Origin of the sequence: Marinobacter shengliensis, assembly GCF_030297115.1 — a bacterium.
GTDB classification, from domain to species: Bacteria; Pseudomonadota; Gammaproteobacteria; order Pseudomonadales; family Oleiphilaceae; genus Marinobacter; species Marinobacter shengliensis.
Genome location: NZ_AP028062.1, coordinates 973,890 through 996,767 on the forward strand (window position 1 = coordinate 973,890; position 22,878 = coordinate 996,767).

A 22,878-nucleotide genomic window follows, 5' to 3' on the forward strand; every position below is an offset into this window, starting at 1 on the left:
TGCCGGTTTTCCGCGTCTGTGCCTCGCCTGATGGGAGAAAACCATAATGAGTAATGGCGACGTGAACCAAGGTCGACGCCGGTTTCTGATCGGTGCAACGTCCGTGGTGGGTGGTGTCGGCGTCGTCGGTGCAGCGGTTCCTTTCGTGGCGTCCTGGAATCCCAGTGCGAAAGCGGAAGCGGCCGGTGCGCCGGTAACCGTAAGTGTCGACAAAATCGAGCCGGGGCAACAAATTACCGTCGAGTGGCGGGGTAAGCCGGTGTGGATTATCCGGCGTACCGAGGAGATGCTTGAGAACATCGAGCAACTGTCTCCGAGAATGAAAGATCCTGAATCTGAAGAATCGAGTCAGCAGCCTGCTTATATCAGCGGCGCTCAGCGGTCCCTCAGGCCGGAGTTTATTGTCCTGGTTGGTATCTGTACTCACTTGGGCTGTGTTCCGAGTTACCGCCCTGAGATAGCTCCTGCGGACCTGGGCAGTGAATGGCTCGGCGGTTTGTTCTGCCCGTGCCACGGTTCCCGATTCGACTTGTCCGGTCGTGTGTTCGCTAATCAGCCGGCTCCGCTGAACCTTGAGGTTCCGCCGTATCGGTTTGATGACGATGCGACCATGACTGTTGGTCTTGATCCGGAGGCAGCGTAATGAACAAGCTCATTAATTGGGTAGACGAGCGTCTGCCGATTGTCGATGCCTGGAACAAACACCTGGCAAAGTATTACGCGCCGAAAAACTTCAACGTGTGGTACTTCTTTGGTTCCCTCGCCATGCTGGTGCTGGTTAACCAGTTGGTCACCGGTATCTGGCTGACCATGAGCTACAACCCGTCTGCAGAAGGCGCCTTTGCCTCTGTGGAATACATCATGCGCGATGTGGAGTGGGGCTGGCTGTTGCGCTACCTGCACTCTACCGGTGCCTCTGCGTTCTTCGTGGTGGTCTACCTGCATATGTTCCGTGGCCTGATGTACGGCTCATACCAGAAACCGCGTGAGTTGATCTGGATCTTCGGCATGTTGATCTACCTGGTGCTGATGGCTGAAGCTTTCATGGGCTACCTGTTGCCCTGGGGTCAGATGTCCTACTGGGGCGCCCAGGTTATTGTTAACCTGTTTGGTGCTATCCCGGTGATTGGTGAAGATCTGTCTCTGTGGATTCGTGGCGACTACCTGATTTCAGGTATTACCCTGAACCGCTTCTTCGCCCTGCACGTGGTTGCGTTGCCGATCGTACTGTTGGGCCTGGTTGTTCTGCACATTCTTGCCCTGCATGAAGTGGGTTCCAACAACCCTGACGGTATTGATATCAAGAAGAACAAAGACGAAAACGGCGTTCCGAAGGACGGCATTCCGTTCCACCCGTACTACACCGTGCACGACTTGCTGGGTGTGGCAGTCTTCTTCTTCATCTTCTTTATCGTGGTGTTTTACTTCCCGGAAATGGGCGGCTTGTTCCTTGAGAAGCCAAACTTTGAACCGGCAAACAATTTGAATACACCGGAGCACATTGCGCCAGTATGGTACTTCACCCCGTTCTACGCCATGTTGCGGGCGGTGACCGTCGACCTGTTCGGTCTGGATGCCAAGTTCTGGGGCGTGGTTGTGATGGGGGCGGCAATTGCCATCCTGTTCGTGCTGCCATGGCTCGACAAGAGCCCGGTTCGGTCTATCCGCTACAAGGGTTGGATGAGTAAGGTGGCTCTGGCCGTCTTCGTAGTCAGCTTCATCATTCTGGGTTACCTGGGCATTGTGCCGGCCACTGAGGGGCGGACCATTGCGGCCCAGATTCTGACGGTGCTGTACTTCCTGTACTTCATTCTCATGCCGTTCTACACGCGCATGGAAAAAACCAAGCCAGTACCAGAGAGGGTGACAGGATAATGAGAAAGCTGATTTTTGGTCTTTTCATCGCGATCCTGCCGGCCCTCGGGCTGGCGGCCGGCCCCTCAGGTCCTCTGGATACCATGAAGCCGGATCACACCAACAAGGAATCCTTGCAGCGGGGCGTGGCTCTGTTCACTAACTATTGCATGGGCTGCCACTCCATGGAGTACGCTCGTTACAAGCGGGTGTCTGACGACCTGGAGATTCCGGCCGAGCTGTACGAGGAGAACCTGATCTTCACCGGCGCCAAGATCGGCGAACTGATGCAGATCTCCATGGGTAAGGACATGGCCGCAGGCTGGTTCGGTGCTCCGCCACCTGACCTGACTCTGGTTACCCGTGTGCGTGGTGAGTCCTGGGTTTACTCATACCTTCGTGGTTTCTACAAGGACGATTCCCGTCCGCTGGGTGTAAACAACGTGGTGTTCGACAACGTTGGTATGCCGCATGTGATGGTAGAAATGCAGGGTCTGTGTGCTGTGGAGCCGCGTATTGGCGTTGGCGCTTCGGTTGAGCCGCTCAGTGGCAACATCAACAATGCCGATGTGTGCCCGGAGTATGCAATTGAAGGCAACATGTCAGCAGCAGACTTCGACCGTGCCATGTGGGACTTGACCAACTTCATGTCCTACATGGGTGATCCGGTGAAGGTCGAACGTGAGCGTCTGGGGATTTTCGTGCTGATCTTTGTGGCGATCTTCTTCATCTTTGCGTACCTGCTTAACCGCGAGTACTGGAAAGACGTGCACTAAGATTTAGGGTATAATCCCGTATCCTGAATTCCAGCGGGTCGGTAAGGTCCGCTGGAATTTTGCGTTTGTGGATTGTTTCGATTTTTAGAATCGTGAGGTAGCTATATGGGCGTTGTGACCAAGCGGTCATCAATGACGTTTTTCTCGGATCCGGCCAGTCATTACAGCCACCGTGTTCGCATTGTTTTGGCTGAAAAGGGTGTAACCGTTGATATCGTAGACGTGGATCCGGACAACCCGCCTGGAGAATTGGCGGATCTGAATCCGTATAACGCCCTGCCTACTCTGGTGGACCGGGATCTCGTTCTGTACGAGCCCAACATCATGATGGAGTACCTGGACGAACGTTTCCCGCACCCGCCATTGTTGCCGGTATACCCGGTCGCGCGGGCCAACAGTCGCCTGATGATTCACCGTATTCAGAAAGACTGGTGCGGCCTGGTTGATCAGGTTCTGGCGCAGCCGACGGGCAAAGCGGCAGATGCGGCTCGTAAAGAGCTGAAAGAGAGTCTGCTGGCAACAGCGCCTCTGTTTGCGGAAATGCCGTTCTTCCTGTCAGAAGAGTTCACTATCGTGGATTGCTGCATCGCGCCAATTCTCTGGCGCCTGCCGGCGCTGGGCATTGATCTGAGTGACAAGCAGGCCAAGCCTATTCAGAAATACATGGACAGCATCTTTGCCCGGGAAGGTTTCAAGGCAAGCCTTTCAGACCTGGAAGAAGACATCCGAAGCTGATCGGCAAGCCCGCATGGCGGGGCAGGAGTGGTTGCAGTGCCTGATATGAGTGTCACTATGACGTCTAGCCGTCCATACCTGGTGCGATCCCTGAACGAGTGGATTCTGGATAACGACTGTACTCCCTACATCGTCGTCGATGCGGGTGTGCAGGGCGTTCAGGTGCCGACAGAGCACGTCGCCAACGGTCAGATTGTTTTGAATATCAGTCCCGGCGCCGTGCGAGGGCTGGTGATCGGCAATGGCGCGCTTGAGTTCAGTGCCCGCTTTGGCGGGGTGCCCATGCAGGTGTTTATCCCGTTGCAGGCCGTGATGGCTATCTACGCCAAGGAAAATGGTGAGGGGATGGTGTTCGGCAGTGAGCCGGGTTCACCGGACCCTGATGGCGGAGCGGATGGAGATGCGCCGGCTGACAGGCGATCCGATGAGCGCCCGAGTGGGCGACCAACCCTGAAAGTGGTGAAGTAAAAAAGCCGGCGAAAGCCGGCTTTTTCGTTATCCGCCAAACAGTTTGTGGTCAACCAGGTCGCACAGGGTGTTGATGATCAGCAACATCAACGGGGTGGCTTCATGGGGTGCCAGATCATTCAGTGCAATTTCATGGTCTTCCGGGTGCATTAGCGAGGTGATGTCTGACTTTTCCCGGGCACTCAGAACGACCACCTGCATCTCCCGGTCGTGGGCGGCCTGGATCGCCTGGATGAGGTTGGCCTTGTGGCCGTCATCGACAATGACAAACAGAAGGTCACCGGGTTTGCCGATGGCACGAACCTGTCGGGAGAAGGTGTCGTTGAACCGGTTATCCCTGCATATGGCCGAATAGGTAGTGGCATCCGCACCGAGGTTGATGGCGGGTAGTGCCGGCCGGTCCTGCTCAAAGCGATTCAGCAGTGCCGTGCAGAAATACTGGGCCAGGATATTGGCGTTGCCATTGGCGCAGGCGATAAGTTTGCCGTCCTGCAGCAGAGTATTCACAAAGGCATCTGCCACGTCCTCGATATCCGGCCCAGCGGTGCTGGCGGCCTGGGCAGTCTGTTCCATGTGGTTGGCAAACCACTGGTTAATCTTCTGTGCGGTGTCGGTCATTGGTTCGGTTATTCTGCCTGGATTGCGTTTTTGATCCATTGTACCCGGTATTTGCGCACCGTACCCGGCATGATCGCGACGACGTCAATTCTCGAGGCGATGTTCCACAAGCCATGCCGGTGCAGGTAATAAGAGGCAGCCCGGAGCAGTCGTCGCTGCTTGCCATACGTTATGGAGCTGGCTGGGTCTACCAGGCTGCCATCGCCGCGATAGCGAACCTCGAAGAACACAAGGGTCTCTCCGTCCCGGCCAATCAGGTCAAGTTCTCCGCCACGGTTGTAGACGTTCTGTTCCAGAATGGCAATGCCGTTTTTCGCCAGATAGCGGGCGGCCACCCCTTCGTAATGACTCCCAATGGCGCGTTTGCCTTCCATGGCTTATGTCCTCTACAGGCGCTGGCTTTCGCCTCGCTCAGTTTTTTCGGTGGCTTCCCGTGCAGGATCCTGGCTGAGCTCCGGAGCAAGTACCGGGCGCCCATTCTGGAACTGTGCCCAAAGTTGATGGCGATGGATGGCGCCGTCCGGGGTCATGGTGAGGGTGCCGGTTTGACCATCAATGGCGGCGCCTTCCACCTGCCGCAGCAGCGGCAGCCGTTTGCTCAACTGCCAGGCGTCGGCCCCCATGGCAAACAGCCGGCCCAGTTGGCCGCGCGTGCCGCTGAGATTCTGCTCGGACTGGGTGCGCAGTGGGTTGTCCTCGGCCAGTACCCAGGGGATGTCGGTAAACATCACCCGGTTCAGGTCGCGATCGCGCCCCGGGTCGGGGGTGCCCTCGTAGACAATGGACGGCGCATATACCGGCAGGTCGCCAGAGAAGTAAAACGCAAACAGCGGATTGAACTGGCGTGCCACGTTGGGTTGCGCAACCAGTACAATGGCCTCGGCATCCTGTCGGCGACGGGGTTCGAACTCTACGTTCTGGCCAATGGTTCTTTCCACCTGGATAGCCCGCTGCCGGGATGTGGTGACCCCGAGCAGGTCGGCGGTAACTGACCGGAAGTTGTCCTCCGGGAAGAACCGTTCAATGTCGAGCACGGAACCGTTGTGGGTAGCCATGCGTTGCAGCAATGCCTGTTCCACGCGATCACCCCATTCGCCCCGGGGAATGAGCACCAGGATCTGGCGGAGCGACTGCGCTGCCAGCTGGTCGGCAATCTGCCGGGCTTCATCTTCGGCTGATAGGCCGAACTGGTAAAGCCCGTCGGGCACACGACTGTCCGCCGGCAGGTAATTCAGCCCGAGCACTGGAACGGCAAGTGTGTTTCTCGAACTCAGGCCTGCAAGTGCGTCTTTCTCGAGGGGGCCAACAATCAGGTCAATGTTCTGGCCAGCCAGTTCTTCATACAGCGCCGTAAAAGGTTTGCTGGAGGTGTCGACGATGCGGATATCGGTTTTGCTGCGGTCCGCGCTGTCATCACTGAAATAGGCAGCGAGGAAGCCGTCCCGGATTGCGCGCCCGGCACTTGCCAGAGAGCCCTGCAGGGGAAGTGCCAGTACGATGCGTTCCGGCCGGCTGGTGGCCAGTTCCGACAGCAGGCGAAGGTCTGTGGGCAGGATCTGTGCCGCGGGGTGCCCTGGCCAGTTATTCTGCCAGGCCCTGATCAGACGCCCCTGTTCGTCAAGGCCGACATCGCGGGCGCGCAAGGTGGTGGCCAGCTCCAGCCAGCCCTGTTCTTCGAAGCCGATGGCTGTTTCTGAAGCTTCATTCAGCGCTTGCCCGGGGATTGTCCTGAGGTATTGCCAGATCTGGTCGTGGGTGTCCTGTGGGTCGCTTTGGGTGTCAGTCTGGCTGAGCAGCATCAGCGTAAGCGCGGCGGACAGCTGGTCATCATTGAGGGCGAATGTCTCAGCCTGCAGTTGCGCGGCTTTTGCCATGATGTCTGACGGGTAGCCGAGGAAGTGGTCTGGCGACAGATTGCCGACCAGTTCATTCGCCCAGTCGCTATCTTGCAGTTCGACGGCGCTGGCCATGGACAGAAGTAATTTCTGGCCGGTTAGCTGGCTGTCGATCGTGTCCAGCTGCTGGTTGCGGAGAATCTGGCGCGCCGCCCTGTGGTTGCCCTGATCCTGGAAGTTGCTGGCCATCCGCAGCAGGTAACGCTGTGCTGTTACGGGGTTTCGTTCGCTGGCAGCAAGTTCGAGTGCACGCTCTGGTGTGTCTGCAACCTGGCTGTCCAGGTTGACGGTGGCGCAACCCGCAGTCAGAAGGATGACCAGGGTGATCAGGGCAAAAAGTGTTCGATGGCTGCGGTATTTAGTCATGGCAGGCTCGGAGTCTCCGGATCATTAGGCTTGTGGTGCCGCTTTATTGGTGGCAAGTTTACCAGCTCCCGGCCCTTTTCACATGACATGCCTGTCATGGGTGCCGGGTTGCACGGGAGTGACGCAGCTCCTGTCTTCTATCGGTGGGAGTATGTGTATGTCCGGTTCGGAAAATGTCCGGAAAGAGATGGATGGTGTTCTGTATGTGGTTGCAACGCCAATTGGTAATCTGGACGATCTCTCTGACAGGGCGCGTCAGACCTTGGCAAAAGTGGACCTGGTGGCTGCGGAGGATACCCGTCACTCCGGACGGTTGCTCCAGCATCTTGGGTTGAGCAAACAAATGTTGGCGCTGCATGACCACAATGAGCGTGCTCGGGTAGCAGGTATTCTGGATGCGCTGGCGGCGGGGCGGCAGGTAGCGTTGGTATCTGATGCTGGCACACCGCTGATCTCGGACCCAGGTTACTTGCTGGTTCGCGAGGTTCGCGCGGCGGGTTACCGGGTGTCGCCGGTGCCTGGCCCGTGTGCGCTGGTTGCCGCCTTGTCTGTGGCGGGGTTGCCGACCGACCGGTTTCTGTTCGCAGGCTTTTTGCCAGCCAAGCGCTCGGGCCGGCAGGCTGCGTTGACGGAATTGGCGCGGGAGCCAGCGACTTTGGTGTTCTATGAGTCGCCACATCGCATTATCGAATTTATGAAAGACCTGGCTGAGGTATTGGGGGCGGATCGGGAGTGTGTGTTGGGGCGAGAGCTGACCAAGACCTTTGAGACCTTCTACAGTGGTCGCGCGGATGAGGTGCTTGAACAGCTTGAGAGTGATCCTCATGGAGCCAGGGGCGAGTTTGTGGTGATGGTCCGTGGCGCGGCGCCGACACCCGCTGGAGAAGCCTCCGTTCTGGACACCGATAAACTGCTGGAGTTGTTGATCAAGGAGTTGCCGGTGAAGAAGGCGGCCCGGATTGCGGCGGAAGTCAGTGGTCTGGGTAAAAATGAGCTCTACCAGCGCGCGTTGGAGCTGAAAGATCATTAAGGCCTTGCATGGCGGCGGATGCGGGGGTATTGTCGGCACCGAGCTCGCCAGGCAGTCGCCGCCGGTTTCGATCGGGGGAGGAAAGTCCGGGCTCCGCAGGGCAAGGTGCCAGGTAACGCCTGGGCGGCGCGAGCCGACGGAAAGTGCAACAGAAAGTATACCGCCTAAGCGCCTTCGGGCGCCGGTAAGGGTGAAATGGTGCGGTAAGAGCGCACCGCGTGGCTGGCAACAGTCCACGGCGATGGTAAACCCCACCTGGAGCAAGACCAAATAGGAATCCAATGGCGTGGCCCGCGCTGGATTCGGGTAGGTTGCTTGAGGCCTGCGGTGACGCAGGCCCTAGATGAATGACTGTCCAAGACAGAACCCGGCTTATCGGCGAGCTCGCCATTTTCTCTTTTGATGTAATGCCCATCCTTCTCACAATTCGGCCTTTATAGCCAAAAAATCTTAAACCTCAGAAAGGCTCTTTAGAGTTTTCTGCAGGTGCTTGTTTTTTCTCCTTTTCTTTACGTCTTTTTAACGATTTTCTAAGTTTCCCCTTTGTAACCTCTTGTCATTAAAGGAACTTTCGCCTGTGTGGTGCCGAATGCGGCGCTTGCATTGTCTTTTGCGTGTTTCTATAGTGTGCGGAAGTGGGAAAAAGTGGTTTCAAGTGGTTTTTTGTGGAAATAGCAGCCTTGGATACGGCATAAATGAGCAACTTTCTTGGCAGTCATGCCATCAATATGGACGCGAAGGGTCGCCTGGCGATCCCGACAAAGGTGCGTGAGGAACTCGCGCAGCTTTGTGGTGGCCGTATTGTTCTGACCGCCAATGCCGATGAAGAGCGCTGTCTTTTGCTGTATCCAGAGCCGGAGTGGGAAACCCTCAGGCCCAAAATTGAAGCGCTGCCAAACATGAATAAAGCCGCCCGGCGTTTACAGCGGCTGATTCTCGGTAATGCGGCGCCTATGGAGCTGGATTCCGCTGGCCGCATCCTGGTGCCGCCGACGCTGAGAAGCTACGCGCACCTGGAGAAAAAGTTGATGCTGATTGGTCAGGGCAAGAAGCTGGAGCTCTGGAGCGAGGAGCGCTGGTTTGCCTGGCTGGATGAATCTTCTGGCGATGACGATATGCCGCCGGAAATGAAGGCGCTGTCGCTATGACCGAAACAGAGCAGGCGTCAGATCAGCCATTCCGGCATCGCTCGGTGCTGCTGGATGAGGCTGTCGATTATCTGATCAATGATCCAGCTGGTCGTTATGTGGACGCCACCTTCGGTCGGGGCGGTCACAGTCGTCTGATTCTGGGCCAGTTGGACGCTCAGGGCAGCTTGATGGGTATCGATAAAGACCCGGAAGCCATTCAGGTTGCCAAAGATCTGGCAGCACAAGATGGCCGGTTTTCCTGGTATCACGGCTCCTTTTCTGAGTTGAGTCAGGCTCTGGACAGTCAGCAGTGGCCGACGGTGCAGGGTGTGCTGATGGATCTCGGGGTGTCGTCGCCACAGCTGGACGATGCTGCGCGCGGTTTTTCGTTTATGCGCAATGGCCCGCTGGACATGAGGATGAACCCTCAGGAGGGGCAAAGCGCTGCTCAATGGCTGGCAACCGCAGACGAGCGCGACATTGCGGATGTGATCTGGCGCTACGGCGAAGAACGTTTCTCTCGCCGTATCGCGCGTCTGGTGGTTGCCCGCCGGCAGGAAGAGGCCATTGAAACAACCCGCCAGCTGGCGGAGTTGGTGGCTGAGGCGGTGCCCAAGAAAGAAAAGCACAAACACCCGGCCACCAGAACGTTTCAGGCTATCCGAATCTTTATCAATCGGGAGCTGGAAGACCTGGAAGTCGGTTTGGCTGCTGCGGTCGACCGCCTGGCGCCAGGCGGTCGCCTGGTGGTGATCAGCTTTCACTCGCTTGAAGATCGCCTGGTAAAGCGCTTCATGCGGGATTTGGCCCGTGGCCCGAAGATACCAAAGGGTGTGCCAGTGACCGCTGACCAGGAGCGCTCCGAGTTTTGCCTGGTAGGTAAGGCCAGCAAGGCCAATGAGCAGGAAATTACCGAAAACGTCCGTGCCCGTAGTGCAGTCATGCGGGTACTGGAAAGACGAACCAACTAATCGAATTCGCAGGGGAGCGCGACGTTATGGGCGCGGTAGCCATCGAACAACCAACCAAAACCACCAGGCTCAGCAAGCAGCGGGTTCGTGACGGCGTGGCAACCGCCGTGCGCCTGTCCCGGCAGGTTTTCGACACCACGCGGGAGAGCCGGGTGGTGGTGACTCTGGCGTTGGTGGCGGTATTAACACTGTCTGCCATCGGTGTTGTTGTCAGTGCCCACGAAAACCGGGAGTTATTCAATACGTTGTCCGGGTTGCAGCAGCAACGTGATGCTTATCAGCGGGAATGGAGTCAGCTCTTGCTTGAGCAGAGTGCGCTGAGTGCTCATGGGCGCGTAGAACACCTGGCGGCAGAACGTTTCAATATGGTGGTGCCGGGGCGACAGGACATAGTTCTTGTGCCGCTGATGTCTCCGGTTGCGGCGAAATAACGATCATAACAAACACATCAGGGTGATCGATTTGTCCGGTCAGGGAAAGCAGGCAGCAAACTGGCAGCAGCGTTTGTCCGCGGGGTTGAAGGCCTGGCGCTTCGGCTCGGTGCTGGGCGTTTTTCTGCTGGTGATGCTGGGTATTGGCTGGCGTCTGGTCGATCTGCATGTGGTGGATAAGGAGTTTCTGCGCCAACAGGGCGATGTCCGGACTATCCGGGTTGAATCGATTGACGCTCATCGTGGTGTGGTTAGCGATCGCCATGGTGAGCCATTGGCGGTCAGCACCCCGGTTCAGACACTGTGGGCAAACCCCTCTGAAACTGATCCTGATGATCCCCGGTTGGCGGGTCTGGCTCGCCTGTTGGGTATGACCGAAGGTTCGCTGCGGGAGCGTTTGCGTACGTTTGCGGGTCGTGAATTCATCTATCTGCGCCGGAAAGTTCAGCCCAGCCTGGCGCGTGAAGCGCTGGATCTTGGGATCGGTGGCATCTATGCCCGGCAAGAATACCGTCGGTACTACCCTGCCGGAGAGGTGACTGCGCATGTGGTCGGTTTCACCAATATCGACGAACTGGGGCAGGAAGGGATTGAACTGGCCTATAACCAGTGGCTAACCGGCGAGCCCGGGCGCAAGCGGGTACTCAAGGACAATCGTGGGCGTGTCATCAAAGACCTGATGCTGATCCGGGATGCCCGCCCCGGCCGGGATCTTGAGCTCAGCCTGGACCTGAGGCTTCAGTACCTGGCCTACCGAGAACTCAAGGCAGTGGTAACTGCCCATAACGCCCGGGGCGGCACGCTGGTCATGCTGGACGTGGATACCGGTGAAGTTTTGGCAATGGTTAACCAGGGTTCATACAACCCCAATGACCGGGCCCAGTTATCCGCGGATAATCTGCGCAACAAAGCAATCACCGACTTGTTTGAGCCAGGCTCCACCATCAAGCCGATTACCATCGCGGCGGCACTGGAATCCGGCAAGTACCAGGTTAACAGCACCATAGACACCTCACCCGGCTTTCGCCGATTTGGTCGTTTTACCATCCGGGATGCGCGAAATTACGGAACCATGGACCTGACAGAAATGATCGTCAAATCCAGTAACGTGGGGGTCAGCCAGATTGCCACGGAGCTTGGGGGCGATGTGTTGAGGAATCTGTTCGCCAGGATGGGGTTGGGGCAGGCAACCGGTATCGGCTTCCCAGGGGAAGCCGTTGGTGTTTTACCGGCACCGCCAAGGTGGCGCCCGGTTGAAGAATCCACGCTGTCCTACGGTTACGGCATGAGCGTGAACGCCTTGCAGTTAGCCCAGGCCTATATGGTGATTGCTAATGGTGGCATCCGTTACCCGTTAAGCCTGATGAAGCAGAATGCTCCGCCCCAGGGGCAGCGGGTATTGAGTGAAGACGTGGCGTTTGCCGTGCGCGGTATGCTGAAAGAGGCCGTGGCGCGGGGAACGGGTGGTCGCGGCCAGCCGGGTCTCTATGCCGCCGGAGGCAAGACCGGCACGGTTCATCTCGTGGGCGCCCGGGGTTATGAAAAGAGCCAGTACAAAGCGATATTTGCGGGCATGGCGCCGATTGATGATCCGCGTATCGTGACGGTTGTGGCCGTGGATGCGCCTCAATCCGGAGAGTACTACGGTGGCGAAGTGGCGGCCCCGGTATTCGCCCGGGTGATGGGGGACGCACTGCGACTGCTGAATGTGAAGCCAGAACTGGAAGTCAGCGGGGCCAAAGCGCCCCGTCAGGCTCCCGGAGAGCGAGGGTAACACCATGTGCATCACATCTATCAGCAACTTGTTACAGGGTATTGTCGACGTGCCATCGGTGTTTGATGTCACGATTCATGGGCTGAAGACCGACAGCCGAACGGTGGCGTCGGGGGATGCGTTTATCGCACTGGCCGGGACTCGAACGTCATCGGAGCAATACGTTGACCAGGCGATATCGGCGGGTGCCACTGCGATACTTCTGGAAGCTTCGGAATCGAGAGAATGCCACGAACGCCATGGCGCGTTGGTGGTGCCCGTGGTGGGGCTTCGGGCCCAGTTGGGGCGGATTGCAGATCGATTTTTCGAGCATCCCTCCCGGCATTTGCGGCTGATTGGCGTGACCGGGACCAACGGGAAAACATCGGTCACCCAGTACATCGCACAACTTTTAAAGGAAACCGGCACCCCTTGTGGTGTGCTGGGCACTCTGGGATATGGCATGCCGGGTAACCTTCAGCCGGCAACCCACACCACGCCGGACGTGGTCCAGGTCAACCGGGTACTTAACCGAATTCGAAACGACGGTGGTCGTGCAGCGGTGATGGAGGTGTCATCCCATGCCTTGGATCAGGGGCGGATTGACAAGCTGACCATGACCGGAGCGGTGTTTACCAATCTTACACGGGACCACCTGGACTACCACGGCTCCATGGAAGCCTACGGCGAGGCCAAAGCCCGATTGTTTCGCAGGGAAGAGCTGCACTTTGCGGTAATCAACTTTGACGATCCTTTTGGGCGGCAGTTATTTGAACAGCTCAATGGGCAATGTGACCGGGTTCGTTACAGCCTGCATGAGGCTCAGACCGAGTTGTGGCTGAAAGATTTCGCGCCGGTGGCGACTGGCTTCCGGGCCCGTGTTGATGGCCAGTGGGGCGAATTCGACCTGCAGGTGCCGTTATTGGGTAGCTTCAACGCCAGCAATGTACTGGCGGCACTGGCTACGGTCCTGACGCTGGGGGTGCCTGTTGACAGGGCAGTCGCCGCAACGGCAGGGCTGACCCCGCCACCGGGGCGGCTGGAGCGGTTCACCGGTGCCGACGGCCGGAACGTGGTTGTGGACTACGCGCACACGCCGGACGCCCTCGCCAATGCCTTGGCGGCCCTGCGCTCCCACGTCACCGGCCGGCTGATCTGCGTGTTCGGCTGTGGTGGTGACCGGGACCCCGGAAAGCGTCCGGAAATGGCCCGCGAGGCGGAGAAACAGGCAGATGTGATCATCGTCACCGATGACAACCCTCGATCTGAACACCCGGCGCGGATTGTCCGTGATATTGAGCAGGGTTTTTCAAAGGAAGGGTGTTTCAAGGTTATCCATGACCGCGCTGAGGCGATAGCGGCAGCGGTGACCATGGCCGGGCCGGAAGATCTGGTGCTGATCGCCGGGAAGGGACATGAAGCCTGGCAGGAGATTGCCGGGCAGAAGCTTCCGTTCAGTGATGCAGAGCAGGTTCGCCACCTATTGAAGCTGAATGGGGGTGTGGCATGATGCGCGCCTTTTCGCTGGCGGAGGCCCGCGACTGGTTGCAGGCAACCGTTGCCGGATCCGTTTCTGCGCTTGATGCGGTTCGGTTTGACGGCGTTTCCACCGACACCCGGTCTGTGGTGCCAGGGCAGCTGTTTGTGGCACTGCGAGGCGAGCGGTTTGACGGTCACGGATTTGTCCGGCAAGCGATGGAGCAGGGAGCGGTTGCGGCGGTTGTGGATACCGCCGACAGCTCCCTGGCGATCCCACAGTTGGTGGTCGCCGATACGGTGGATGCGCTGGCGCGGCTCGCGGCCGGAAATCGCGATGAAAGCAGCGCTCGCTTGTTGGCGGTGACCGGCAGCAGTGGCAAAACCACGGTCCGGGAAATGACGTCGGCGATTCTTGCGGGCATGGGGCCGACTCTGACCACGGAGGGCAACCTGAATAATCACATCGGGGTGCCGCTGACCCTGTTCCGCCTGGCACCAGAGCACCGGTTTGGTGCCATTGAGTTGGGTGCCAGTGGCCTGGGAGAAATTGCCCACACGGTGGCGGTGGTTCGCCCAGAAGTGGCAATCCTGACCAACGCCGGCCAGGCACATCTGGAAGGCTTCGGCAGCTACCAGAACATTGTGCTGGCCAAGGGTGAAATTATTGATGGTGTGCCCGCCGATGGCGTGGTTGTGCTGAATCGCGACGACCCCGCTTTTGACCAGTGGCGCGAGCGGGCGGGCCGGCGCCGGGTGCTGAGCGTTTCCCGGCTCGGGGTTTCAGATGCTGACTATCAGGCGGTCGCCAGCACCCCGATGTCAGAGGGGTTTGAAACCGAAGTAACCGGTCCGGAAGGCTGGCATTGCAAGGTTTGTATACCGCTGGCCGGCGAACACAACATAACCAATGGTCTGCTGGCGCTGGCGGCTTGCCGGGCGCTGGGAGCCACGGATCAACAGATCGTGGACGGCCTGGCAGGGGTGCAGGCGGTGAAAGGGCGATTGCAGGTACTGAACCCCGCAGCCGATTTGACCGTGATTGATGACAGCTACAACGCCAACCCGGCGTCCATGATCGCTGCCCTGAATGTGCTGGCGGGTTACCCCGGTACTCGGGTGGCGGTATTGGGTGCCATGGCGGAGCTGGGTGCGGAGGCTGCCGAGTTGCACCGGCAGGTGGGTGCCCATGCCCAGGCCAAAGGCATTGAGCGCCTGTTGGCGGTAGGCCCGGGTGCAGAGGCATACGAGGCCGGTTTTGGTGCCGGCACTGAAATTTTCCAGAGTCATGAGCAGGCTGTGCCGGCCATCGTGGATGGCCGGCAGGGCGCTATAACAGTTCTGGTGAAAGGTTCTCGCAGTTCCGCCATGGATCGCGTGGTGGAGGGGATTCAGACAAAGGTGAAAAACACATGCTGCTCTGGCTGACAGAGATTCTATCGCAATACTTTTCCGCACTGACGGTGTTTCAGTACCTGACCCTGCGCGCCATTCTGGGCGTGCTCACAGCGCTGTTGATATCGCTGCTGATCGGGCCGGTGATGATTCGCAAGCTAAGCCAGTACCAGATTGGCCAGGCGGTGCGTGATGATGGTCCGCAGACCCATCTCAGCAAAGCCGGAACACCGACCATGGGCGGTGCGCTGATTCTGGTGGCGATTGCGATTTCCACCCTGTTGTGGGCGGATCTGAGCAACCGCTACGTCTGGGTGGTGCTGTCTGTCACGCTGCTGTTTGGTGCGATTGGCTGGGTTGATGATTACCGTAAAGTGGTTGAGCGTAATCCCCGTGGCCTGCCTGGGCGCTGGAAGTATTTCTGGCAATCGGTCATCGGCGCTGCCGCAGCTATTGTGCTTTACATGACGGCATCGCTGCCCCAAGAGACTTCGCTGTATCTGCCATTCCTGAAAAACGTATCACTGACCCTGGGGCCGGTGATGTTCATTCTTCTGACCTACTTTGTGATCGTTGGTAGCAGCAACGCCGTGAACCTGACCGACGGTCTGGATGGCCTGGCCATCATGCCGACGGTGATGGTGGCGAGTGCGCTGGCGATCTTTGCCTATGTGTCTGGTCATGCCCAGTTCGCCAACTATCTGCTGATTCCACACCTGCCGGGTGCCGGTGAGCTGATCGTGTTCTGCTGTGCGCTGGTCGGGGCGGGGCTTGGTTTCTTGTGGTTCAACACCTATCCGGCTCAGGTGTTCATGGGGGATGTAGGTGCACTTGCACTGGGCGCTGCCCTGGGCGTGGTGGCCGTGATTGTCCGCCAGGAGATCGTGCTGTTCATCATGGGCGGCGTGTTTGTGATGGAAACCATCTCGGTGATCCTGCAAGTGGCTTCGTTCCGGCTGACCGGGCGTCGCATCTTCCGCATGGCGCCGTTGCATCACCATTTTGAATTGAAAGGCTGGCCCGAACCGCGCGTTATTGTGCGTTTCTGGGTGGTCACTGTGGTTTTGGTACTGATTGGCCTCGCCAGTCTGAAAATCCGATAGGAAGTGGTTACAGCTATGAGTGTCATTGTTTCGGATCGTCGCACATTGGTAGTAGGGCTCGGTAAAACCGGGCTCTCCTGCGTGCGCTATTTGTCCGGAACGGGCCGCGACATTGCTGTGGCTGACAGCCGGGAAAACCCGCCCGGGCTGGAAGAACTGCGCGCGGGCTGGCCGGATATACCGGTCTATCTCGGAGCGTTTGATCCCTCGTTGTTTGCCGGTTTTAACGAACTGGTGGTCAGCCCGGGTATTGCCATTGCGGAGCCAGCCATTGCCGCTGCCGCCAAAAATGGCGCTCGAGTTCGCGGTGATATTGATGTGTTTGCCGACGCGGCAGATGCACCCATCATAGCCATCACGGGTTCCAACGGTAAGACAACGGTCACCACTCTGGTCGGGGAAATGGCCCGGGCGGCGGGGCGGAACGTCAAGGTTGGCGGCAATATCGGTACACCCGCCCTGGATCTCCTTGGTCAGGGCGCAGACCTGTATGTACTGGAACTCTCGAGTTTTCAACTGGAAACCACCGAAGAGCTGAACGCCGAGGCCGCTACCGTGCTCAATGTCAGTGACGATCACATGGACCGTTACCCGGACAAAATGGCGTACTTTCAGGCAAAACAGCGGATTTACCGGGGCTGTAAGAACGCCATTGTGAATCTTGACGACGCCCTGAGCACTCCCATGGCGCGGGATAACCTGCGGTTTATCTGTTTTGGCTTTAATCGGGTGAACCCGGAGACCTTCAGCACCCGGGACGACGATCAGGGAACCTGGATAACCTTCGGGTTCGACAACCTGTTGCTGGCCAGCGAGCTCAAGCTGATGGGGCGGCACAACATCAGCAACGTGATGGCCGCATTGGCCCTTGGTCACGCAGCGGGCCTGCCAATGGAGACCATGCTTGGGGTGGCACGTGAGTTTACCGGCTTGCCCCATCGCTGTGAGTTTGTCCGGCATCTGGATGGCGTTGATTACATCAATGATTCCAAAGGCACCAACGTGGGTGCCACTGTTGCCGCGATCGAAAGCCTGGCGCCCCAAGACGGCCAGGTAATCCTGATTGCCGGTGGCGATGGCAAAGGCGCTGACTTCAAACCCCTGGCGGAACCCGCAGCCAGATACTGCCGTGCGGTCGTATTGATGGGGCGTGATGCCGACACCATTGCCAGGTCGTTGGCCGACGGTGTTGACATCGTTAAGGCAGAGTCGCTGGCCGAGGCCGTCGAGCAAGCGCGCCGGCTGGCGCAGCCAGGCGACCGGGTGCTGTTGTCACCGGCCTGCGCCAGTTTTGACATGTTCCGGGATTATAACGATCGCGGAGACCAGTTCCGTGTGTTGGTGGAGGCCCAGTGATGCAAGTGGGTGCAGCCAGTTACCGGCCACAAGCCTGGTTAGGTGATCTCCAGCCCCTGCCAGTGCTGGTGGTGACATCCGTTGCGCTTCTGGTGCTGGGCGTGGTGATGATTTCGTCTGCCTCCATGGATATGGCAGCGGCCACCATGGGCAACAGTTATCACTACGTGATCCGGCAGGTGCTGTTTGCGGCGCTCGGTTGCCTCATGGCCCTGGTCGCCGTGAATGTGCCGGTGTCCTGGTGGGAGCGCAGCGGGTGGCTGCTGCTGGGTGTCGGCATGCTCGTCTTGGTGCTGGTGCTCACACCCATGGGGCGCACAGTCAACGGCTCAACCCGCTGGATTCCTCTGGGACTGTTCAATGTGCAGGTATCCGAGGTGGCCAAGCTTTGCCTGATCGCCTATCTGGCCGGATACGTGGTTCGGCGCCGGAATGAGTTGCTGAACACCTGGTCCGGGTTTCTGAAGCCCCTGGTGGTGTTGGGCCTGGCGTCGGTGCTGCTGGTTATTCAGCCAGACTTCGGCGCCACCGTGGTGCTGGTCACCGCCGCAGCGGGCATGATCTTCCTTAGCGGCGTTCGGCTAACCCGGTTTGCTCCGTTGATCGGCATCCTGGCGTTGCTGGGAACCGTTCTGGTGGTTACCCAGCCGTATCGTCTGAAGCGGGTGGTGAGCTATCTGGACCCCTGGAAAGACCAGTTTGATACCGGGTACCAGCTTACCCAGTCGCTGATTGCTTTCGGTCGGGGCGAATGGGCCGGTGTTGGCCTGGGCAATTCGATCCAGAAGCTGTTCTATCTGCCGGAGGCACATACCGACTTCATCTTCGCCATCATCGCCGAAGAGTTTGGTTTGTTGGGCTCGCTGATTGTGTTGGCATTGTTCACCGCACTGGTGGTGAGCGGGTTGGTGATCGCGCGGCGGGCGGAGAAAGCGGGTATGCCGTTTGGTGCGTGCTTCAGTTATGGCCTTACCCTGCTGATGGGTCTGCAGGCGGGTATCAATATGGCCGTCAGCACGGGATTGTTACCCACTAAGGGGCTGACGCTGCCCTTGGTGAGCTACGGCGGATCCAGCCTGATGATGACCTGCATTGGTATCGGCGTGTTGGCAAGGGTTGAAATTGAACGGCTTGATAAGGTGCGAATGAATTCAGAACAAACCAGAAAAAAAACGCGGGGAGGTGCTGTGTATGAGTAAGCCCCGTCGTTTTCTGATGATGGCTGGTGGCACCGGTGGCCACGTATTCCCCGCGCTGGCGACCGCCCGTGCGCTGCAGGAAAGAGGCCACGAGGTGTTCTGGCTGGGCGCAAAGGGCGGTATGGAAGAGCGGCTGATTGGCGAGACGGATATTCCGCTGTCGCTGATTCATGTTTCCGGGCTTCGTGGCAAAGGCAAACTGGTCCTGTTGCTGGCACCGATCCGCTTGATGCGCGCTCTGGGTGAGGCGTTCACCGTGCTGCGAAAGATCAAGCCGGATTGCGTTGTGGGCATGGGTGGCTTTGTGACTGGCCCGGGTGGCATCGCTGCCTTTCTGCAGCGTGTGCCCCTGGTGATCCATGAGCAGAATGCCATCGCGGGAATGACCAACCGTTGGCTGACTCGGGTTGCGGATACGGTGCTCGAAGCCTTTCCCGGGAGCTTTGGGGCGAACGTGGTAACCCGCTGCACCGGCAACCCGGTGCGCAAAGATGTCACCGAAATCGACGAGCCGGAGCGCCGCCTCAAGGGCCGGACCGGGCCGGTGCGTGTTCTGGTTGTGGGCGGCAGTTTGGGTGCCCGGGTTTTCAACCAGCAGGTACCAGCTGCACTGGCGTTGTTGCCGGAGGAACTGCGCCCGGAGGTTCGGCACCAGTGTGGTGAAAAAAATGCGCAGGAAGCCCGGGACGCCTATGAGGCTGCCGGTGTCTCGGCCAGTGTTGAACCGTTTATCCGGGACATGGCCGAAGCCTACGCCTGGGCAGATATTGTGGTGTGTCGGGCTGGAGCCCTGACGGTATCAGAACTCTGCGCCGCTGGCGTCGGGGCCGTGTTGGTCCCTTTCCCCCACGCGGTGGACGACCACCAGACCCGCAATGGCGAACACATGGTAAAAGCAGGGGCAGCCATTCTGATACCCCAGCAGATGATGACTCCGGATGTGCTGGCGGAGACCTTGAAAGATCTCGCAGGCGACCGGGAACGAATTTCGACAATGGCGACGGCCGCCCGCTCACTGGCCCGCCCTGATGCAACGGAGAGAGTCGTGAATTACTGTCTGGAGGCCGCCAATGGCTGAAGTAACCAATCCGCCGCTGGTCTATCAGGTGCCCGAAATGCGCCGTATTCGCCGTATCCATTTTGTTGGTATCGGCGGTGCGGGCATGAGTGGCATCGCAGAGGTGCTCAAGAACCAGGGTTACGACGTGTCTGGGTCGGACCTGAAAGAGAGTCCGGTTACCGGCCGCCTCCGCGCCATGGGCGTAGAAGTCCAGATCGGCCATCGGGCGGAGAACAGTGAGCAGGCAGACGTCGTGGTCGTCTCTTCTGCTGTCGCTGGCGACAACCCTGAGGTGACAGCCGCCCGCAGCCGCCGCGTGCCGATCGTACCGCGAGCAGAAATGCTGGCGGAAATCATGCGCTATCGCCATGGCATTGCCATCGCTGGCACCCACGGCAAGACCACCACCACCAGCCTGATTGCCTCGATTCTTGGGGAAGCGGGCCTGGACCCAACCTTTGTCATTGGCGGCAAGCTCAACAGTGCCGGTACCAATGCCCAGCTCGGTGGTTCCCGGTACCTGGTGGCAGAGGCTGACGAAAGCGATGCATCGTTCCTGCACCTGACCCCAGTGATTTCGGTGGTGACCAACATCGAAGCCGACCACATGGATACCTACGGCGGTGATGTTGAAAAACTGAAACAGACGTTCGTGGACTTTCTGCACAACCTGCCATTCTACGGCATTGCCGTGATGTGTGTGGATGACGCCTACGTGCAGGAAATCATTCCGAGGATATCCCGGGCCATCATTACCTACGGCATCGACAACCCGGATGCGGATTACCGGGCCGAGCAGATCAGTTCGGATGGTCTGAGAACCCATTTTGTTGTGCGCCGCCCAGGGAATCGCTCAGACCTGACGGTCGAGCTGAAAATGCCGGGCCGTCACAATGTTTTGAATGCTCTGGCTGCCATTGCCGTTGCCACCGATGAAGGGGTGGATGATCAGGCAATCTGTCGGGGCCTGGCGGGCTTTGCTGGTGTCGGCCGGCGCTTCCAGGTGTATGGCGAATACCGGATTCCGCAAGGGTCGGTAACGCTGGTGGACGATTACGGGCACCATCCCACGGAAGTGGAAGCGGTTATCCGTGCCGCACGCGATGCCTGGCCTGGCCGGCGCATTGTCATGCTGTACCAGCCCCATCGCTACACCCGTACCCGGGATTTGTACGAAGACTTTGTACGTGTGTTGTCGGAACTCGATGGCCTGTTATTGATGGATGTGTATTCAGCCGGCGAGCCGGCAATACCCGGTGCCGATGGCCGTGCCCTGTGCCGGAGTATCCGGCAGCGTGGCAAGGTTGAGCCGGTGTTCGTCGAGGAAAACCGGGAAATCGAAAACCTGTTGGAAAGTGCCCTGAAAGACGGCGACCTGCTGATTACCCAGGGTGCCGGCGATATTGGTGGCGTTGCTGCACGACTGGCTGCGGCGGGAGTGAGCAAGTGAGTGATTTGAGTCATACCAACGCACAGCCCTATCAGGCATCACCGGAACTGGTGAAAGCCTTCGGGCGCGTGGCGGTCTTCATGGGGGGCGATTCCGCAGAGCGGGCGGTGTCCCTGAAGAGTGGCCAGGCTGTGTTGTCGGCGTTGCAGTCGGCCGGCGTTGATGCCTTTGGTATTGACGTGCGTGGCTGCCTGCTGAAAACCGTCGAAGCTCCGGAGTACGACCGGGTGTTTATTGCCCTGCACGGCCGGGGCGGCGAGGACGGCACCCTGCAGGCGATTCTGGGGCAGGCGGGCATTCCCTACACCGGCAGCGAGGTTTTGGCCTCGGCCCTGGCCATGGACAAGTTACGTACCAAGTATGTATTCCAGGGCTGCGGTCTGCCAACGCCTGCATTCCGGGCCATGACCTCCGCCGCGGAGGCGGATGAGATTATCCGGAGCCTGGGCACACCGTTGAGTGTCAAGGCGGCCCACGAAGGTTCCAGTATCGGGATCTTCAAGGTTCACAATGTCGAAGAGCTGGCGGAGGCCTATCGAAAGGCAGCGGAAATCGATGATCTTGTGCTGGTGGAGCAGTGGATTGAGGGGCCGGAATTTACCGTCAGCCTGCTTCAGGACAAAGCTCTGCCGGCCATTGGCCTGAGTACAGACCATACCTTTTACGACTACGACGCCAAGTATCTGGCCGATGATACCCGGTACCGGATTCCGTGTGGCCTGGCCCCGGACGATGAAGTCCGGTTGCAGCACCTGGCGCTGGACGCCTTTCGGGTGCTCGGGTGCAGAACCTGGGGGCGGGTCGACATCATGCAGGATGCTGACGGCGAATTCTGGTTGCTGGAGGCGAACACTGTCCCTGGTATGACTGACCACAGCCTGGTGCCGATGGCCGCCAAGGCAGCAGGCATCAGCTTCGAAGAACTGGTCGTGCGGATTCTCAAGGACACGCTGCCGGAGGCGACGAATGCTTGAAACATTACTGATCCGGAGCCGGGCGGTACCGCCCGAGCCGCCCCGGCGACGGGGGGCAACCTCGGTCGGACCGGAGCGGGACCGGTTTGGTGTGTTGCGAGGGGTATTGTCGGCGGTGCCTTGGCTGCAGGTGGGGCTGGGCGCAACCATTGTTCTGCTGGCGGCCATGGTGCCCTGGGCAACCGACCGGCTGCTTACCGCCATGGACCAGCAGATCATTGCGGTGGATGTGCGCGGAGACTTTGTTGGCGACAGCTCGGTGGCCGTGGAGCGTGCTGCCGGCGCCTGGATTGGCAAGAGTTACTTCGCCACCGATCTGGCGGAGGTGAAAGCCGAACTGGAACGTCGGCCGTGGGTAGCCTCGGCGGCGGTCAGGCGGGTTTGGCCAGGGCGGCTGGAGATCGACATCCGGGAGAAAAAGCCATTGGCGTATTGGACGGATGGCCGGCTGGTAAGCAGGTCAGGCGAGCTATTCCTGCCGCCAAACCCGGAAGTGGCGGGCAGATTGCCCAGGCTGGCGGGGCCGGATGAGCGGGTGCGAGAGGTGATTTCCATGGCCCGCACCATGAGTGACCAGTTGGCCGGTTACGGGCTCGGATTTGCTGGCTTGTCCCTGGAACAACGGGGCGCCTGGACACTCACGCTGTCAAACGGCATTGAGGTGGTTTTGGGGCGTGACAAGGTCGAGCAACGTTTTGAGCGTTTTATTACGGTTTATGAGAACCGCCTGGCTTCGCGAGTGGACGAAGTCAGTCGGGTTGATGCCCGCTACTCCAACGGCGTGGCGGTGCAGTGGAAGTCGGACGTGGCAACCGCCGCGCCGAAATCCTGATAACGA

At 59.0% G+C, this 22,878-nt stretch carries 22 protein-coding genes and 1 other RNA gene; 20 read left to right on the forward strand and 3 right to left on the reverse strand.

The features are described 5' to 3' along the window. Positions 1 to 46 precede the first annotated feature (46 nt). The 5 genes from petA to QUE75_RS04510 all read left to right on the forward strand — a co-directional run bounded on the left by petA (position 47) and on the right by QUE75_RS04510 (position 3,833). On the forward strand, positions 47 to 643 hold the full coding sequence (gene petA / locus QUE75_RS04490; RefSeq protein ID WP_286253925.1) for a ubiquinol-cytochrome c reductase iron-sulfur subunit: 597 nt from the start codon (positions 47 to 49) through the stop codon (positions 641 to 643). Further along, complete coding sequence (locus tag QUE75_RS04495; protein ID WP_286253927.1) at positions 643 to 1,875, forward strand: cytochrome b; 1,233 nt, start codon at positions 643 to 645, stop codon at positions 1,873 to 1,875. Before petA ends, QUE75_RS04495 begins: the two co-directional genes overlap by 1 nt. Continuing rightward, a complete protein-coding gene (locus tag QUE75_RS04500; RefSeq protein WP_138435402.1) occupies positions 1,875 to 2,630 on the forward strand; it encodes a cytochrome c1 in 756 nt (251 codons plus the stop codon). The genes QUE75_RS04495 and QUE75_RS04500 overlap by 1 nt, the downstream gene beginning before the upstream one ends. Positions 2,631 to 2,735: 105 nt before the next feature. Continuing rightward, complete coding sequence (locus tag QUE75_RS04505) at positions 2,736 to 3,365, forward strand: glutathione S-transferase N-terminal domain-containing protein (RefSeq protein ID WP_058092414.1); 630 nt, start codon at positions 2,736 to 2,738, stop codon at positions 3,363 to 3,365. Between the two features lie 57 nt (positions 3,366 to 3,422). Next, a complete protein-coding gene (locus tag QUE75_RS04510) occupies positions 3,423 to 3,833 on the forward strand; it encodes a ClpXP protease specificity-enhancing factor (protein WP_228263750.1) in 411 nt (136 codons plus the stop codon). 27 nt (positions 3,834 to 3,860) lie between these two features. Here the strand turns inward: QUE75_RS04510 and QUE75_RS04515 are convergent, their stop codons facing one another. From QUE75_RS04515 to QUE75_RS04525, 3 genes are read right to left on the reverse strand one after another with little or no spacing between them, the layout of a single operon-like run. Beyond that, positions 3,861 to 4,451, reverse strand: a complete 591-nt coding sequence (locus QUE75_RS04515; protein WP_058091019.1) for a D-sedoheptulose-7-phosphate isomerase — start codon at positions 4,449 to 4,451, stop codon at positions 3,861 to 3,863. 8 nt (positions 4,452 to 4,459) lie between these two features. Beyond that, positions 4,460 to 4,825, reverse strand: coding sequence for a YraN family protein (locus tag QUE75_RS04520; protein ID WP_106693362.1), 366 nt, complete (start codon positions 4,823 to 4,825; stop codon positions 4,460 to 4,462). 12 nt (positions 4,826 to 4,837) lie between these two features. Further along, positions 4,838 to 6,712, reverse strand: a complete 1,875-nt coding sequence (locus tag QUE75_RS04525; protein WP_286253935.1) for a penicillin-binding protein activator — start codon at positions 6,710 to 6,712, stop codon at positions 4,838 to 4,840. A gap of 151 nt (positions 6,713 to 6,863) precedes the next feature. Between QUE75_RS04525 and rsmI the strand changes: the two genes are divergently transcribed. The 15 genes from rsmI to QUE75_RS04600 all read left to right on the forward strand — a co-directional run bounded on the left by rsmI (position 6,864) and on the right by QUE75_RS04600 (position 22,872). After that, complete coding sequence (gene rsmI / locus QUE75_RS04530; RefSeq protein WP_061333006.1) at positions 6,864 to 7,742, forward strand: 16S rRNA (cytidine(1402)-2'-O)-methyltransferase; 879 nt, start codon at positions 6,864 to 6,866, stop codon at positions 7,740 to 7,742. A gap of 39 nt (positions 7,743 to 7,781) precedes the next feature. Then, positions 7,782 to 8,133: RNase P RNA component class A (gene rnpB, locus QUE75_RS04535), an RNA gene on the forward strand. 304 nt (positions 8,134 to 8,437) lie between these two features. Next, complete coding sequence (gene mraZ / locus QUE75_RS04540; protein WP_286253939.1) at positions 8,438 to 8,890, forward strand: division/cell wall cluster transcriptional repressor MraZ; 453 nt, start codon at positions 8,438 to 8,440, stop codon at positions 8,888 to 8,890. Continuing rightward, on the forward strand, positions 8,887 to 9,843 hold the full coding sequence (gene rsmH / locus QUE75_RS04545) for a 16S rRNA (cytosine(1402)-N(4))-methyltransferase RsmH (RefSeq protein WP_286253940.1): 957 nt from the start codon (positions 8,887 to 8,889) through the stop codon (positions 9,841 to 9,843). Before mraZ ends, rsmH begins: the two co-directional genes overlap by 4 nt. 26 nt (positions 9,844 to 9,869) lie before the next feature. Then, positions 9,870 to 10,274: a cell division protein FtsL gene (ftsL, locus tag QUE75_RS04550; RefSeq protein WP_058091014.1), complete on the forward strand. Its 405-nt coding sequence runs from the start codon at positions 9,870 to 9,872 to the stop codon at positions 10,272 to 10,274. Between the two features lie 31 nt (positions 10,275 to 10,305). Continuing rightward, the gene (locus QUE75_RS04555) at positions 10,306 to 12,048 is read left to right on the forward strand and encodes a peptidoglycan D,D-transpeptidase FtsI family protein (RefSeq protein WP_286253943.1); all 1,743 of its coding nucleotides are present in this window, start codon (positions 10,306 to 10,308) and stop codon (positions 12,046 to 12,048) included. 4 nt (positions 12,049 to 12,052) lie between these two features. After that, positions 12,053 to 13,537, forward strand: a complete 1,485-nt coding sequence (locus QUE75_RS04560; protein ID WP_061333009.1) for a UDP-N-acetylmuramoyl-L-alanyl-D-glutamate--2,6-diaminopimelate ligase — start codon at positions 12,053 to 12,055, stop codon at positions 13,535 to 13,537. Then, on the forward strand, positions 13,534 to 14,931 hold the full coding sequence (locus QUE75_RS04565; protein ID WP_286253948.1) for a UDP-N-acetylmuramoyl-tripeptide--D-alanyl-D-alanine ligase: 1,398 nt from the start codon (positions 13,534 to 13,536) through the stop codon (positions 14,929 to 14,931). The genes QUE75_RS04560 and QUE75_RS04565 overlap by 4 nt, the downstream gene beginning before the upstream one ends. After that, entirely contained in the window at positions 14,916 to 16,001 is a 1,086-nt protein-coding gene (gene mraY / locus QUE75_RS04570; RefSeq protein WP_058091011.1) for a phospho-N-acetylmuramoyl-pentapeptide-transferase, read from the forward strand. Before QUE75_RS04565 ends, mraY begins: the two co-directional genes overlap by 16 nt. Positions 16,002 to 16,016: 15 nt before the next feature. Next, entirely contained in the window at positions 16,017 to 17,357 is a 1,341-nt protein-coding gene (murD, locus tag QUE75_RS04575) for a UDP-N-acetylmuramoyl-L-alanine--D-glutamate ligase (RefSeq protein ID WP_286253951.1), read from the forward strand. Then, positions 17,357 to 18,556 carry a putative lipid II flippase FtsW gene (gene ftsW, locus QUE75_RS04580; RefSeq protein WP_058091009.1) on the forward strand — a complete coding sequence of 400 codons (1,200 nt, stop codon included), beginning with the start codon at positions 17,357 to 17,359 and terminating at the stop codon, positions 18,554 to 18,556. The genes murD and ftsW overlap by 1 nt, the downstream gene beginning before the upstream one ends. Then, positions 18,549 to 19,634, forward strand: coding sequence for an undecaprenyldiphospho-muramoylpentapeptide beta-N-acetylglucosaminyltransferase (gene murG, locus QUE75_RS04585; RefSeq protein WP_286253954.1), 1,086 nt, complete (start codon positions 18,549 to 18,551; stop codon positions 19,632 to 19,634). Before ftsW ends, murG begins: the two co-directional genes overlap by 8 nt. Next, positions 19,627 to 21,066: a UDP-N-acetylmuramate--L-alanine ligase gene (gene murC / locus QUE75_RS04590; RefSeq protein WP_058091007.1), complete on the forward strand. Its 1,440-nt coding sequence runs from the start codon at positions 19,627 to 19,629 to the stop codon at positions 21,064 to 21,066. Before murG ends, murC begins: the two co-directional genes overlap by 8 nt. Then, positions 21,063 to 22,040, forward strand: a complete 978-nt coding sequence (locus QUE75_RS04595; RefSeq protein ID WP_106693373.1) for a D-alanine--D-alanine ligase — start codon at positions 21,063 to 21,065, stop codon at positions 22,038 to 22,040. The genes murC and QUE75_RS04595 overlap by 4 nt, the downstream gene beginning before the upstream one ends. Beyond that, a complete protein-coding gene (locus QUE75_RS04600; RefSeq protein WP_106693375.1) occupies positions 22,033 to 22,872 on the forward strand; it encodes a cell division protein FtsQ/DivIB in 840 nt (279 codons plus the stop codon). Before QUE75_RS04595 ends, QUE75_RS04600 begins: the two co-directional genes overlap by 8 nt. Positions 22,873 to 22,878 lie beyond the last annotated feature (6 nt).